At 63.5% G+C, this 14,695-nt stretch carries 15 protein-coding genes; 7 read left to right on the forward strand and 8 right to left on the reverse strand.

Features of this window, described 5'->3' with window-relative positions; translation table 11 throughout:
- Positions 1-16: 16 nt before the first annotated feature.
- Positions 17-808 carry an IclR family transcriptional regulator gene (locus AC1TPF_RS14870; protein WP_482138739.1) on the forward strand — a complete coding sequence of 264 codons (792 nt, stop codon included), beginning with the start codon at positions 17-19 and terminating at the stop codon, positions 806-808.
- 75 nt (positions 809-883) lie between these two features.
- On the opposite strand, the gene AC1TPF_RS14875 is transcribed toward AC1TPF_RS14870, so the two are convergent.
- The 3 genes from AC1TPF_RS14875 to AC1TPF_RS14885 form a co-directional block, all read right to left on the reverse strand.
- Positions 884-2,446 (reverse strand): FAD-dependent oxidoreductase, encoded by a 1,563-nt coding sequence (locus AC1TPF_RS14875; RefSeq protein ID WP_482144554.1) that lies wholly within the window; start codon positions 2,444-2,446, stop codon positions 884-886.
- Positions 2,447-2,531: 85 nt separating this feature from the next.
- Positions 2,532-2,921 (reverse strand): VOC family protein, encoded by a 390-nt coding sequence (locus AC1TPF_RS14880; RefSeq protein WP_482144555.1) that lies wholly within the window; start codon positions 2,919-2,921, stop codon positions 2,532-2,534.
- A 29-nt stretch (positions 2,922-2,950) separates the two neighbouring features.
- Positions 2,951-3,709, reverse strand: a complete 759-nt coding sequence (locus tag AC1TPF_RS14885; RefSeq protein WP_482137780.1) for an SDR family NAD(P)-dependent oxidoreductase — start codon at positions 3,707-3,709, stop codon at positions 2,951-2,953.
- A 129-nt stretch (positions 3,710-3,838) separates the two neighbouring features.
- On the opposite strand from AC1TPF_RS14885, the gene AC1TPF_RS14890 reads away from it, so the two are divergent.
- From AC1TPF_RS14890 to AC1TPF_RS14915, 6 genes are all read left to right on the forward strand, one after another.
- Positions 3,839-4,636, forward strand: a complete 798-nt coding sequence (locus AC1TPF_RS14890; protein ID WP_482144556.1) for an enoyl-CoA hydratase-related protein — start codon at positions 3,839-3,841, stop codon at positions 4,634-4,636.
- Positions 4,633-5,796 carry an acyl-CoA dehydrogenase family protein gene (locus tag AC1TPF_RS14895; RefSeq protein WP_482144557.1) on the forward strand — a complete coding sequence of 388 codons (1,164 nt, stop codon included), beginning with the start codon at positions 4,633-4,635 and terminating at the stop codon, positions 5,794-5,796. The genes AC1TPF_RS14890 and AC1TPF_RS14895 overlap by 4 nt, the downstream gene beginning before the upstream one ends.
- Entirely contained in the window at positions 5,793-6,869 is a 1,077-nt protein-coding gene (locus tag AC1TPF_RS14900; RefSeq protein WP_482144558.1) for an acyl-CoA dehydrogenase family protein, read from the forward strand. The genes AC1TPF_RS14895 and AC1TPF_RS14900 overlap by 4 nt, the downstream gene beginning before the upstream one ends.
- A 14-nt stretch (positions 6,870-6,883) precedes the next feature.
- Positions 6,884-8,146 (forward strand): CaiB/BaiF CoA transferase family protein, encoded by a 1,263-nt coding sequence (locus AC1TPF_RS14905; protein WP_482144721.1) that lies wholly within the window; start codon positions 6,884-6,886, stop codon positions 8,144-8,146.
- A 62-nt stretch (positions 8,147-8,208) separates the two neighbouring features.
- Positions 8,209-8,898 (forward strand): GntR family transcriptional regulator, encoded by a 690-nt coding sequence (locus tag AC1TPF_RS14910; RefSeq protein ID WP_482144559.1) that lies wholly within the window; start codon positions 8,209-8,211, stop codon positions 8,896-8,898.
- Between the two features lie 11 nt (positions 8,899-8,909).
- Positions 8,910-9,911, forward strand: a complete 1,002-nt coding sequence (locus tag AC1TPF_RS14915) for an alpha/beta hydrolase (protein ID WP_482144560.1) — start codon at positions 8,910-8,912, stop codon at positions 9,909-9,911.
- Here AC1TPF_RS14915 and AC1TPF_RS14920 read toward each other — a convergent pair.
- From AC1TPF_RS14920 to AC1TPF_RS14940, 5 genes are read right to left on the reverse strand one after another with little or no spacing between them, the layout of a single operon-like run.
- The gene (locus AC1TPF_RS14920) at positions 9,908-11,188 is read right to left on the reverse strand and encodes an NAD(P)/FAD-dependent oxidoreductase (RefSeq protein ID WP_482144561.1); all 1,281 of its coding nucleotides are present in this window, start codon (positions 11,186-11,188) and stop codon (positions 9,908-9,910) included. The two genes, AC1TPF_RS14915 and AC1TPF_RS14920, sit on opposite strands and share 4 nt — an antisense overlap.
- 4 nt (positions 11,189-11,192) lie before the next feature.
- Positions 11,193-11,513 (reverse strand): 2Fe-2S iron-sulfur cluster-binding protein, encoded by a 321-nt coding sequence (locus AC1TPF_RS14925; RefSeq protein ID WP_482137769.1) that lies wholly within the window; start codon positions 11,511-11,513, stop codon positions 11,193-11,195.
- Between the two features lie 8 nt (positions 11,514-11,521).
- Entirely contained in the window at positions 11,522-12,754 is a 1,233-nt protein-coding gene (locus tag AC1TPF_RS14930; protein WP_482137767.1) for a cytochrome P450, read from the reverse strand.
- A gap of 29 nt (positions 12,755-12,783) precedes the next feature.
- Entirely contained in the window at positions 12,784-13,689 is a 906-nt protein-coding gene (locus AC1TPF_RS14935) for an SDR family NAD(P)-dependent oxidoreductase (protein WP_482144562.1), read from the reverse strand.
- A gap of 38 nt (positions 13,690-13,727) precedes the next feature.
- Positions 13,728-14,678, reverse strand: coding sequence for an SMP-30/gluconolactonase/LRE family protein (locus AC1TPF_RS14940; RefSeq protein WP_482137764.1), 951 nt, complete (start codon positions 14,676-14,678; stop codon positions 13,728-13,730).
- Between the last annotated feature and the right edge of the window lie 17 nt (positions 14,679-14,695).

A 14,695-nucleotide genomic window follows, 5' to 3' on the forward strand; every position in this document is an offset into this window, starting at 1 on the left:
AGATCGAGTGAGCAGAATACGCACCGGCAGCGGTCCAGTGTCGGTTGTCGGACGAATCTCTTTGGTGTTGGAAACGTTCAACGGAGCCGGTCCACTGACACTGGCTCAGGTCACAGCACGGACCGGGCTCCCCCGCTCGTCCGTGCACCGTTTGCTCGAACAACTGACCGCCGAGAGCTGGTTGGCGCGTACGCCGGAGCAGACATACGAGTTCGGCGCCAAGGCCTACGAAATGGGTCAGGCTGCGCTCAACCAGAACCGGCTTCTGCAGCGTGCCCGGCCCCTGATGCACACCTTTGCTCAGCGCACCGGGTTCACCATCCAGCTCGCGGGCCCGGTCGGCGGAGAGACCATCTATCTCGCCAAGGTCAACGGCCGCGCCTCGGGCGCAACACCTTCGGCGGTTGGGCAGCGTATACCGATACACCTCACAGCCGCGGGCAAAGTGATGCTCGCGCACGCCGAAGGAGCCCAGCGAACCGCATTGTGGAGCGATCTACGCCTCAACGAGGACGGTAGCCCGATCGGTCGGACCAGCCAGAGCATCACCTCGCGTCGGCAACTCGACGACGAACTCGGTCTGATCCGTGATCGCGGTGCCGCCTTCGATCGCGGTGAAGCATTCCCGGGCATCGGGTGCGTGGGCGTCTCCATCGGACCGCCAGACCACATCTATGGCAACCTCGGTGGGCTCTCGGTCTGCGGCCCGGCGATGTCGTTGGATTACCGCAAACTGGTTGGGCCGCTTCGTATCGCCGCACGCGAGATCTGGGACAGTTGTGTGGCGGCGGACCTCGCCACGCACTGAGTCGAGACTTCTGTCCCGTCTGCGCGGTTCCCGGACGCGGCTGGCCCTACGGCACCACCGCGGTCCGGGCCTGCACTACTCTGACGTCGCGGAAGCGGCGTTGACTGCGCCGGCCATCACCGCAACGGCGCGGTATGCCATGACCATGCCCGTGCCGAGCGGTACCCCCGGGGCAGGATATGCCGCACCCGAGATGGACGCCGACGAGTTCCCCGCGGCGAACAGCCCTGCAACGGTCGAACCGTCCTCCCGCATCACTGCACCGTCACTGTTGATGACTGCGCCGCCTTTGGTGCCGAGATCGCCGAGCACCAGGCGCACCGCGTGGAAGCGCGAGCCGTCCAACGGCTGCAGACAGGGACCAGCCGAGTTGGCGCCCACAAAGAACTGACCGAATGGGTCCTCGCCGCGCCGGAAGTCCTCGTCGCGCCCGGCGCGGGCCTGACTGTTGAAACGATCGACCGCCGTGACCAGCGTGGCCGGGTCGAGACCCAGCTTCTCGGCGAGAGCACCGACGGTTGCGGCCGTGTGCCAAAGTCCGGCCTCCTCGAACGCCTCCCGCTCGGGCATCGGCATGCAGAGGGCGGGCAGGTCATCACCGAACCGGTCATCGAAGACGAGCCAAAATGCATCGCCATCACCCTGTGCCATCCGGCTACGCATCGCCCGGCCCATCTGGTCATACGGGAGCAGCTCGTTTGCGAACCGCTCACCCGTCGCGTCGACGATGATTCCCGCGCGCAGACCCAGCGTGAACGCGGCATGGCCGTTCGGGAACAATGTCGCCGGACACCACCAGGACTGGTCGAGGAAGGCCGTGGCCGCACCGACTTCCTGGATCATCCCGAGGGCGTCACCGCCACCGGTCGCAGGGTGCGAGGACGTCCAATCGGCCGTTGGCATCTGCTGGTACGTTGCGCGCAACGTCGCGGAGCGTTCAAAGCCGCCCGCTGCGAGGAGGACACCCGCCCGCGCACGGAACTGCTTCGGGCCGTCGCTTGTCTGTACCTGCACTCCGATCACTCGCTTCGCGTCATCCTGCACGAGGTGCTGCGCGGCGGTCTCGAGCCGCAGATCGGCGTTATCCGAGTTGTCCAAGGCCTGCACCATACGAGCGATCCAGGCCTGGCCCCCGTCCAGCACCGATCGGTCGACCTCGTCACCGAACTGGTCTTGCGCCACCGTCGGACGAATGTCTGCCAATCGGTCGCCCAATTCCAGTGCCGGGATCGACTTCGCAAAAATGCTGCGCCCGTTCATGCTGCGCCCGGGAGCATCGAAGTAATCGGGAAAAGGCCGGTGTTCCATGGGGATTCCGACCGAGCTCTCGAGGAACTCGACGACCTGCGGACCGGTCTCCACGAATGCGCGTTGTACCTCTGGTGCAGTGTGGTCACCGACCACTGAGCTGAAGTAGGTCAGTCCCTTCTCGATCGAATCATCGACACCATCGCGGGCCAGGACGTGATTCCCGGGCAGCCAAACGCTTCCCCCGGAATATGCCGAGGTCCCACCGAAGAGGTGGGTTTTCTCGATCACGCAGGTCGAAAGTCCACGAGCAACCGCCGCCAGAGCGCCTGCCAGGGCAGCTCCGCCCGAACCCACCACCACCACGTCGTACGACTTGTCCCAGTCCATCGTCAAATACTCCCTATCGCTGCGCTTCGTTGAGATCTGCGTGACCTTAAGCGCGGCAGCATGATTGCGACGTGGAGGTTCCCACTCAGTGGTCCTGGTCGGCTCGTGGTTTCTGAGTGAACTCGACCAGGTATCCGTCCGGGTCACGGACCATCGCGATCACCATTCCCCCGTATTCTTCCAACACTGTGACAGGCACTTCCACGGTGCCGCCGTGCGCCAAGGCGTGCGCAACCTGCGCCGCCGTGTCTGCAGTGTTGACGACCACTTTGACGAACATGTTGCCGTGATCGGCCTCGGCGATCGGTTGTCCTTCTCGGGCCGCCATCAGTTCCATCCCGGCTGCTCCAGCCCGGACGACCACGACCTCATACTCCGGGGTGCCGAACTCTGCTCCGCGTACGAAGCCGCACCCAGCCGTGTAGAAATCCAGCGAGCTCGCCAGGTCAGAAACCCGGATAGCGGTGAGTGACAATATATTCGGAACAAGATCAACGTTCGTGATCATCGGGTTTGTGACCCTCCGTTGAAGTCCAGCGTCTGGCCGGTCAGGCCGCCCGCCTCATTGGACGACAGATACGCGCAGAAAGCCCCTACTTCGATCGAGTCTCCCAGACGTCCGATCGGGATGGTGGCAAGGATGTTCTCGATCGCCTCCGCGGACATCTTCTCCTCCAGATTCTTCTGATGGCCGAGTGCCACGATGTTCGCGGTGACCCCGAACTGCCCGGCTTCGGCGGCGAGGTGCCGGATGAACCCCTCGATCCCACTCTTACCGGTGGCATACATCGACACATTGATGTTCTGCCCGGTGCGGGCGGAGCCCGAAGAGATCTGCACGATACGGCCCCATCCCGCATCGCACATCCCATCGATGACGCTCTTGATGCAGTTCATCGCACCGTAGATGTTGAGATCGATCGAAGGTGCCCACTGTTCCGGTGAGAGCTCCCGAAAAGGACTGTGGTTACGCCCCTCTGCGACGCCGGCGTTGTTCACCAGGATGCCGACGTGGCCACCCAGCGCTTTCTCGGCGCCGCGGACCGACTCGGTGACCGCGTCCAGGTCGGTCACGTCGAACGGGGCGGCGATCGCAGCGTTACCCTCTGCAATGATCTCCGCCACCACCTTCTCCGCCCGATCCGCATACAAGTCATTGACGATGACCGTGGCTCCTTGGCGCGCAAGTACTTTCGCGATTCCCTCGCCAACACTTTGCCCCGCACCAGACACCAACGCAATCTGACCTTCCAAGCTGAACACATGCACTCCTTGTCGCGGCCGCGAGCGGCTCGTCGTCACGAACGAATGTGCTCCAGTTCACTGGAGCGGCGCATAATTGTCAATCAATATTGGATTCTATTTTGTATCCAATCTGTTAGCGTGGCCGACATGACAACCGAGAAACCCGCGGTGGTCGCGGCTCCGATTCTCACCGCGGTCTCCGCCGGTGTCGCTCACCTCACCCTGAACAATCCGCGCCGCAAGAATGCGATCACGCTCGAGATGGCCGCGCTGATAGGCGAATTCTGCGATCAGGTGGAACGCGACACGGACATAGGTGCGGTGGTGGTGAGCGCTGCCGGAGAATACTTCTGCAGTGGCGCCGATACCCGTGATCTCGCGGCCTCCTCATCGGACCCCGCATCACCGGACGCGGTCGCGCGCACGTCTGCCGTCTACGGCGCGTTCGTGCGGGTCGGCAACCTGCCGGTACCGACAATTGCCCGGGTGACAGGAGGCGCCGTCGGAGCCGGCTTGAACCTGGCCATGGCCGCCGACCTGATGGTGATCACTCCTGATGCCGTTCTCGAAAGTGGTTTCCTGGCGCGCAGCATCCACCCTGGAGGCGGTCACCTCGCGTTGCTCGGGCGTGCGGTCGGTTGGTCCGAGACCGTCGCGATGGCCGCCTGCGGGCACTCCCTCACCGGCGAACAGGCCGTGCAACGCGGGTTGGCGCACGCGGCTGTTCCAGAGGATGAGATCGACTCCTACATCGGTGAACTGACCGGCCCGGCGGCTGCGGATCCTGAATTGACCCGACGCGTGATGACCAGTGCCCGACTGGAACTCGGCCCACCCGGAGTCAGCTGGTCGTCGGCACTCGAGATCGAGCGTGGCGTCCAGATGTGGTCGATGTCCCGCAAGGGTCAGAGCAATTGGTCTTCACGAGGACCCCGGCAGTCATGACCACGACACCAACAACGTCGACGGCCACCATCACCGATGCGGAGCTCGAAAATCTACGGCGCGACGTCCGGGCATTCCTCCGAGCAGAACTCGACTCTGGAACGTTCACTCCCACCACGGACAGTTGGATGACCGGATTCGACGCTGCCTTCAGTAAGCGCTTAGGGCAACACGGCTGGCTCGGCATGACCATCCCGGCCGTCCACGGAGGCCACGGTCGCAGTGCGCTCGAACGATTCGTAGTGACCGAAGAGCTGCTGGCCCACGGGGCCCCCGTTGCCGCGCACTGGATCGCCGATCGCCAGATGGCTCCGGGGATTCTGGCAAACGGCTCCGCGACGCAAAAAGAGCGTTACCTACCCGGTATCGCGCAGGGGCAGCTCTTCTTTGCCATCGGTATGAGCGAACCTGACGCGGGATCAGATCTGGCAGCCGTCCGGACACGGGCGACGGGTCATGCGGACGGTTCATGGTCGATCAGCGGGACCAAGGTCTGGACCACAGGTGCCCACCTCGCCCACGCAATGGTGCTGCTGGCGCGTAGTGATGGAGAAGCAGGAGACCGCCACGAAGGGCTATCTCAATTCGTCGTCGACCTACCAAACCCGGACATCGAGATCCGTCCACTCCAAAGTATCGATGGCGCTGCACATTTCAACGAGGTCATCTTTCACGATGCCCAAGTTGGATCCGATGCGCTACTCGGCAGGCGCGGCGGCGGGTGGCAGCAGGTGATGAGCGAACTCGCTTTTGAGCGTTCGGGTCCCGAACGCTACCTGTCCACGATGCCGCTCCTGCGGTCGTGGTCAGAACTCCTGCGTCGAGACGGCGCGACAGACGAACAACGGGTGACACTGGGCACTCTGACCGCGCGTGCTTGGGCGCTGCGCCGCATGTCCCTGGCGGTGGCCGCCGAGTTGGCTGCCGGCGGCAAGCCCGACATGCTGGCCGCGATGGTCAAGGATCTCGGCTCCACCTTCGAAGGCGACCTCGTCGAGGCCATCCGGTCATCGGGTGCGCCAACCGCCATGCGTGAGGGCGGCACCCCATTCGCCCATCTTCTGGCGACCAGCGTCCTGCACACACCAGCTTTCACCTTACGTGGAGGCACCAACGAGATCCTGCGGGGTATCGTCGCCCGAGGACTGGGGGTCCGATGACCGAGTTGACGGCCGAATTGGTCTCTGCGGCAAACGCAATGGTGGATCGTCTCGGTAGTGACACCCGTTCACCCGGACGGGTGGACATCGCGCTCTGGGCAGCACTGACCGATGCGGGTTTCACCGGTATCGGCATACCCGAAGAGTCCGGCGGGAGCGGCGGTGATCTGGCCGACGCCCTGGCAGTGCTCTCGACGATAACCGAAAAGGGTGCGCTGACACCATATCTGGAGCACACCATCCTTGCGTCCTGGTTGGCAGCTACAGCCGGTCACCAACTCACGGCGGGTACCGCGACTGTGGCGGTGGCAGGCGATCGTTGTCTCGCCAGCGAGTCCGATACCGGAGTTGTACTCGATGGTGTCGTCACCGACGTCGTCCACGTCGGGGCGGCCGACACCCTCGTCCTGCTCCTCACCGGCAAGGGAGCAGGCGACCGCCCCTCCGTAGCCGTCATTGATCTGTCGAATGACCGCCTCACCGTGGCGCCCGGCACGGACCTGCTCGGAGCTTCGGTGGGTACGGTCACCTTCGCCGCGACCCCCACGCTGTTTCATGCGCCGTCACCGATCGATCGTGCGGAGTTCGATCAGCGAGCTGCGCTCGCCTATGCTGTCGCGCTGGGTGCGGTGACGCGTGCAATCCGCGACGAAACATGCCGCTACGCAACCGAACGCACACAGTTCGGACGACCATTGGCCAAGTTCCAAGCCATCCAACAGCGACTGGCAGGCTTGGCCGCTCTCACCGCCTTCGTCGACACCGCAACCGCGTCAGCGGTCGAGACAAAGGGATCCGGCAACGCCTCGATGGCGATCGCCGTCGCCAAGCTCGTCACATCATCGTCAGCCCGCGAGGTTGCCGCGGCCGGCCACCAGATCCATGGCGCGATCGGATTCACCTCCGAGCATCGCCTGGGTAGGTTCACGACGTCCCTGTGGACGTGGCGTGATCGACATGGTTCTGAACGCCGATGGGCGGAATACATTGCAGCACAGGTTCTCGACAATCAGGTCGACCTGTGGGATGCGGTGGTTGGCCTGGAATCGACCACAGAGGAGAAGCCGCAGTGAAGGCCACCACGAAGATGTCAGGCAACACCGAGACTGCTGTCGAATGCCCCGCGGTCTGCGGCAGATCCGCCTGGCGGACCGCAGATTCGCATGAGGACAACGGTGTCCTCAGTGGCGTCCGCGTATTGGACCTGAGCCGGGTCCTGGCCGGCCCCTACACCGCGCAAACGCTTGCCGACCACGGCGCCGAGGTGATCAAAGTCGAAGCGCCGACCGGTGACGAGACACGCGGATGGGGGCCACCTTTCGTGGAGTCGAACACCAGCAGCGCCTACTACGCAAGCCTCAACCACAGCAAGGAGAACATCTGCGTCGACCTGAGCACCGACGAGGGTCGCGAACTGCTCGGCCATCTGCTCGCCGGCGCCGATGTCATCGTGGAAAACTTCAAGGCCGGCACCATGGCCCGGTGGGGATTCGACTACGAAACTGTGCTCGCCCAGGCGAACCCGGCGCTGATCTACTGTCGGATCACCGGTTTCGGCGTCGACGGACCGATGGGTGGGCTACCCGGATATGACGCCGTACTCCAGTCGTTCGGTGGCCTGATGAGTGTCAACGGTTACGCCGACAGTGGTCCGCTCCGAGTCGGAGTACCGATCGTCGATATTGTCGCCGCAAACTTGGCGGTGAGCGGAATTCTGCTCGCAATGCTCGAACGTCAGCGCAGCGGGCTCGGTCAACTCGTCGATATGACATTGCTCGACTCGGTCATCTCACTTTTGCATCCACATGCAGCGAACTGGGCCGAGAGCGGAAAAATCCCGCAGCGCACCGGGGACTTCCATCCCACTGTGGTGCCCTACCAGGTCTTTCGCGCAAAGGACGGGGATTTCTTCGTGAGCGCGGCCAACAACCGCCAGTTCCAAGCCTTGACCGAGGTGCTCGGAATCCCCGAACTGGCAACCGATCCCCGATTCCGGAACAACGGCCAACGGCACGCCAACCGGGAGGCCCTCGTGGAGCTGTTGGCTGCGCGAATCGCCCGCCACGACCGTAGCGAGCTGGCGTCCCGATTGGAGGTTGCGGGGGTCGCGGCCAGCCCCGTCAACACCGTCGACGAGGCACTACGGTCACCTCAGGTGACGCATCGAGGCCTGTTCGTCGACACCGAGGAATTCCGGGGCGTGGGCGTTCCGATCTCGCTGAGCAGGTCACCACATCGTTCTCCTCGGCCGGCGAGACCTCTCGGCGCAGACACCGATGACATCCTCACCGCGATGGGTTACACCCCGGACCATCTCGCCGAGCTCCGATCGGCGGGTATCTTCGGATGATCGCGCACAACCCTCACCGACCGGAGACGTTCTGTTGTATCGATTGACACCGCCAACCCGTCATGCCTGAGCGAAAAGAAGTCACTCGGGCCGCACAGCGTGTGGTCGACGCCCTCGAGAAGTTGATCGTCACCGGCGAATTGCTGCCCGGCCAACCGATCCGTCAGGAGGAGATGGCCGAGCGCCTCGGTGTCAGCCGCCTCCCGATTCGCGAAGCACTGCGTCAACTCAGCGCAGAAGGCCTTGTGCAGCATGTCCATAACGTCGGATATACGGTCGCGAGGCTGCAGCAGACCGATTTTGATCAGATCTACCTCATGCGAGCGGCTCTCGAACGCGAGGTCATCGCGACCATCGGACAACTCGACGACGCCACGCTCACCCATATCCGTACGCAAGGCGACAAGGTCACCGAGGCCGCCGATCGAGGCGACATCTTGGATATGCGCCTACAGAATCAGGCATTTCATTTCACAATTTTCGAGCAGTCACCGCTCAATCTCGTCATCGCCGAGTTGCGCAGACTGTGGACGATGGCCATGCCGTATCACGCTGCCTACCTTTACGATCCCGAGGTTCGGCGTCGCGTGGTGGCCGAGCACGACGAGATGATCGAGGCGCTGGCAAAGCACGACAACAAGCGACTCATCGAGCTGATGAACGAACATCGCCGAGGCGGCGAGGCCAGCACCGGGAACATGCTCCGGGCGACCGGGTCCACACCCACCGGCTCAGCCCGGCCCGAACTCTGAACAGGACCCCCATGAGCGCGCACACCACCGATTTGCCGAACACCGACGACCCGGATCAAGGCGTTTGGGATCCCGACGTCGCGGCGATCGTCCGCCGCATGCGTGAGGCAGGGTCGCGGCCGATGCACGTCGTGGGCGTCGTCGCCGCCCGGCAAACACTGGAATCCATCGTCAGACCGCCAGGACCGTCGATGCGAACAGTCGACAACGCCACCATCGATGGGCCCCACGGCCTATTGCCGGTCCGGGTCTATCACCCCTGGTCGGCCCCGCAGACGCACGCTCCGGCACTGGTCTGGTACCACGGCGGAGGCATGATCATGGGATCGCTCGACTCATTCGACCGGCTCGCCCGCGAGGTCGCCGACGCGACCGCGGCAGTGCTGGTGAATGTTGACTACCGGCTCGCGCCCGAGCATACGTATCCGGTGGCCAACGACGAAGCCTATGCCGCCTTGGCCTGGTTGCACGACACATCGAAACAATGGGGTGTCGACGCGCGCCGCATCGGTGTCGGCGGCGACAGCGCCGGCGGCGGACTCGCCGCCGCGACCGCGCTACGCAGCCGGGACGCGGGAGGGTCAGACGTCTTTCAGCAGGTACTGTTCTACCCCGGTGTCGAACGGCGCACCGATCGCCCCTCCATGCACCAATTCGGTGACAGTCCCTTTCTCAGCGCCCAGGACATCGATTGGATGAAGAACCTGTACCTCGGCGACAATCCGGCCGAGGACGACTGCTACGGAGTTCCGGCAACGGCTACATCCCTGGCGGGACTGCCCCAGGCAGTCATCGCGGTGGGCCACGCCGATCCACTGCGCGATGGGGTCGAGGACTACGGTCACCGCCTACGCGAAGCGAACGTGCCGACCGCCCTACTGCGCTACCCGGGCGTCGGTCACGGTTTCGCGATGCAGACTGCGAACGTCGCGCGTGCCCGACACGCTGTGAGCGAGGTCGGCGCGATCGTCGCCGCCCGTTTTCGGCAGCTCAGTGCACCGGACGTTGCCTAGCTGTTCGCGGCGGTCAAGAGCTTCTTCAGCGGTATCGTGCTGTCTGCCAGCACTTCCCGCGTCGGGTGGTGTCCCCGGCTCAACGCCGAGCGCAGGGCGACAAAATCGGCGGGCGCGTTCACACACTCAGCTCCGGTCATCGAGTCGCCGGTGAAATACAAGGTGACCAATCGTCGCGGCTTCGCCGGGTCTGTACGGGTGACCACCGAGGTGTGCCCCATCGCAGTGCCCACCATCTGGATCTTCCAGTCCCCCTGATCAGACCAGAACCACGGTGCCGGTCGGGGGTGCCCGGCGGCGGCGAGCACCGTCATCGCCGCTGCGTGGGCCTGCTCGATCGCATTGTCCACCGACTCCAGCCGGGTCCGGGTTCCGTCGGAGGAAATCTGCATCGTGCAGTCCCCGATCGCCAGGGTCGAACCGTCGGAGGTCAGACATCGCTCGTCGACGACAATGCCGTTGTCGCAGACCAGGCCGAGTTGAGTGGCGAGTTCAGTGCGCGGTACGGCACCGATTCCGACGAGTACCGTGGACGCCGGAAGTTCAGTGCCGTCGGACAAGCGCACCGCATGGATGCCGTCTGGCCCGGTCAAGATCTCGGTGGGTTGGGCGCCGAGTAACACCTGAACGCCCATGTCGCGGTGCGCTTGACGCATGAACTCGGCGGTCCCGGCGCCAACCGCACGTCCCATCAAGCGAGGGCCCACCTCCGCGACGGTCACATCGGCCCCGAGAGCTTGCATCGTCGCGGCGACCTCGAGTCCGACGAAGCCACCACCGATAACCACCAGCGGTCCAGCCGGAATACGCGCGGCCAGGTGGCGGGCGTCATCGAGGTCTCGAAGAACGACAACATCCGGATGATCGGCGCCGGTCAGCGCCAGCCGACGTGCACCGGCACCCGTGGCGAGTACGAGACGGCCGAACCTGCGTTCGGTCGCTCTTCCGTCCGCGTACCGCATAGCAAGCATCACCCCACCGCTGCGGGTGCGAGTTATGCGATGCACCCGGCAGGAGGTGATGAGCTCAATATTGTTGTCCGCGTAGTAATCCGCACTACGCAGGACAATGCTCTCCTCGGTGGCCTCGCCTTTCAACCAGGACTTCGACAGCGGTGGGCGCTGGTAAGGCAGGTGAGACTCCTGCGACACCAGCGTGATCGCTCCGTCGTGGCCGCCGGCTCGAAGACGGTCGGCGAAATGCACTGCTGCGTGTGACGCACCCACCACCACAACATCATTCGCAGAGAAACCCTCACCAGGATGTGTGTCGGGCACGCTCTCAGACCTGCTCGTCGGGAATCGTCACGTGGATATCGATGCCATCGCGAAGCTCGAGCTGGCACGACAGCCGTGATGTGTCCTCGCGATCGGCCGCGGTGCACTCGAGCATGTCTTCCTCGTCTTCGCCGGGTCCCCCGAAATATTGTTGATCGTCGGCTGCGAGATACACGTGACAGGTGGCGCAGGACAGTGTGCCACCGCATTGGCCGACAATGCCACGCACGCCATTTCGGACTGCTGTCGACATCACCGAGTCACCCACCACGCCGTCGATGACCCGCTCCGAGCCATCAGGCTCGACGTAAAACACTTTGGGCATCAGCTCTCCTACCAGGTCACCGGCATGTCGGTGATCGGAAGGGTCAGGTTGTCCTGATCGATGACCGCATCACCGGAGAGCTCGAGACCCGGCAGACGTTTGAACAGTTCTGCCAACCCCACCTGCATCTCCATACGCGCCAGCGGCGCGCCCAGGCAATGATGCAGCCCGTAGCTCAGGGTCAGGTGCGGGTTGTGGCTGCGCTGGATGTCGAACTTCTCGTCATGCTCGAACGAGATGCCGTCGTGGTTGACCGCGGCCGGGTCGACCAGAACCGCTTCACCTTTCGCGATCACCATGCCGTCGATCTCGACGTCCTCGGTGGCGACGAACGGCACGAGACCACCTCCACCGGTGACCGTCTCACCCAACGCCATGCGTCCGTGACGAAGGACTTCCTCGACCGCTGTCGGCGCGACACCGTCCGGATCTTCCAGGAAAATCGCCAACTGGTCGGGATTGCGCAGCAAGGAAAGCGCTCCGGCGCAGATGAAGTTGGCCGTGTTGTCGAATCCCGCGATGATGAGGATCAGCGCGATCGGCAAGATCTCGCCGTCGGTGAGGCTGTCGTCCTTGTCCCGAGCGTTGGCGAGGTCGCTCAAGAGATCCTCACGGGGCTCGCTCCGGCGCTCGTCGATCAATGCCATCATGTACACGACCAACTCGGTCATGTTCGCGGTGACCTCTTCTTCGGGCATATTCGCCGTCGCGAGGGTCGACGAACTCCACTTCTGAAATTTTGCCCGATCCTCCGGCGGCACCCCGAGCAGATTGCAAATCATCTGGATGGGAAGCGCCACTGCATAATCCGCGACGAGATTGGCTGCTGCACCCTTGGCGACCATCTCGTCGATCAGTTGATTTGCGAACTCGACGGCCGAGTCGCGCATCGCCTTCACACGCTTGGGTGAGATCGCCCGCTGGACGAGCTTGCGCAATTTGGTGTGGTGCGGAGGATCCTCGAATTGGATGGTGCTCTTCAGAAAGTCGGGGAATTCCACGAAGTACGGGATCTGACGTTCGCCGGTCCGGAACGGTTCGCGCACAAAGCGGGGGTCACTGAGCATCTTTCGGGCGGCATTGTTGCGGTGAAGCACCCAGACGTCACCTCCGATGGGCATGGTCATCTTGGTCATCGGCCGATCGGCTGCAATCGCACGGTACCGATCGACCGCGTCATCTGGGGTGACCGGTCCGAATGGATATTCAGTCTGTGGGGCGGTGGCTTCCGTTGTGCTCATGGGTGACTCCGATCAGGCTGGTAAATGAATCAGGACACCGGCAACTGCGCCGGAATGACGATTTGGGGCACGGCGTCGGGAGTGATGGCCATGATCTGGTCGATCCTCTCGGCAACCGTCTCGACCGTCAGTCCGGGTTCGTGAATGCCCACGGTGTTCAGCAGCGCAAGACGATTGACGGTTCCTCCGGCCACATTGAAGACCTCCCCGGTCACCTCGCACGATGCGTGGGCGAGATAAGCCGCCACCGGTGCAACGTGTTCCGGCAGCAGAGCCGTCCGCATGTACTCCATGATCTCCGGTGACAACGTGTCAGCGGAGGCCTCGGCCATACGGGTGCCTGCGCCGGGTGCGATCGCATTCACCCGGATGCCCGCTTCGTATCCCTCGATCGCCAGGTTGCGGGTCAATCCGAACACGGCGCCCTTGGATCCGCCGTAGTGGGCCATTCCCGGGTTGCCCAACATCGCCTGCGAGATCGTGTTGATCACCCGCCCTGACCCAGAGGCCTCCAGATACGGCCAGGCTGCGCGGCACACGCGCAGCGTCCCGAAGTAGTGAACGTCGAGGTGCCGCTGGTACTCCGCGTCGGGGACGTCCCGAAAGGCTGCGGTGCGTACGATTCCGGCATTGTTGATGACCGCGTCGAGATGCCCGAACGACGAGATCGCGGTCTGCACGAGTTCAGATGCGCCCTCATCGGACGAGACGTCGCCCGTACACCCCACTGCGCTGCCGCCGGCCGCGATGATCTCGGCGACCACCTCAGCTGCCGGATCGTCACCATCGGTACCCGAACCATCGGTGCGGGCACCCAAATCTCCGACCACCACCGATGCACCGCGTGATGCCAGCAGTAGTGCGTGCGCTCGGCCGATGCCCCGGCCCGCTCCGGTGACGATCACGACTCTCTGCGCAAAGTCCAATGTTTCCATGCTGATTTCCCTTGACTTTCTGCCGTTGGATGTTGAATTCAGGGGCGGGTGTCGCCGCCGCGATTCCTGACGTCGGCCACCCAGATGGATCCTTGCGCTTCACGTGCAGACTTCTCGAAGTCGAAGACCTCGACCCCCACGGTCATGTACAGCGTGCTGCGGTCGGGTCCACCCAGGAGGCATGCCGACGCAACACCCTCAGCGAGGGGCAACTCGATTGCATCGGTGATGCCATCCTCGGTGAAACGAACGACGTGACCACTACCCGGCATGGCCGCCCACACCCCACCCTCGTCGTCGAGTCCGATTCCGTCCGGGAGGAACGGGCAGGAGGCGAAATCTCTTGCATTTCCAAGAGTTCCATCAGGTGATCGGTCTATCACGGTGATCTTGTTGGCCATCACCTCCGCGGTGTACAGCTTCGTGCCGTCTGCGCTCAGGGCAATCCCGTTGGCACACATGAGCGGCCCCACACCGGCCGGCGTTGTCGCCGAACCATCCGGCTCCACGACTATCAGCGGTGAGGCCACCGGCTCATCGCCCTTGAAGAGGTCGAATCCGAGTTGGGTGATGTAGGCGCGGCCGTCGACGTCCACCACCATGTCGTTGGTGGCCGCGAGTGACAACTCCGAGACATCTGCATAGACAGACAGATCATCAGGTGCGCCACCTCCATGGACCAGAACGAGCTTCTCGTGCATCGAGTTCACGATGAGCCTGCCATCGGGGAGCCATCCGAAACCACCGAGAACAATTGGTACAGCGGTGTTTGCGGCGCGACCGTTGGCGTCGATTACCACCGTCGCCCGCCCATCGGCATCGAGCTTCTTGATTGTGCCGGTGTACATATCCGTGAACCAGAAGGTGTTGCTATGCCACCGTGGGCATTCGGGCCAGGAGTACCCGCTCGAGATCTTCCGAGGCTCAAACAGGCGTGCCTTGGCATCTGCGATGGCGGCAGCAACGGTTTCGCCGACAGCATTGGTCATGGTGAAAGACCTTTCGA

Source organism: Williamsia sp. Y853, assembly GCF_056786495.1.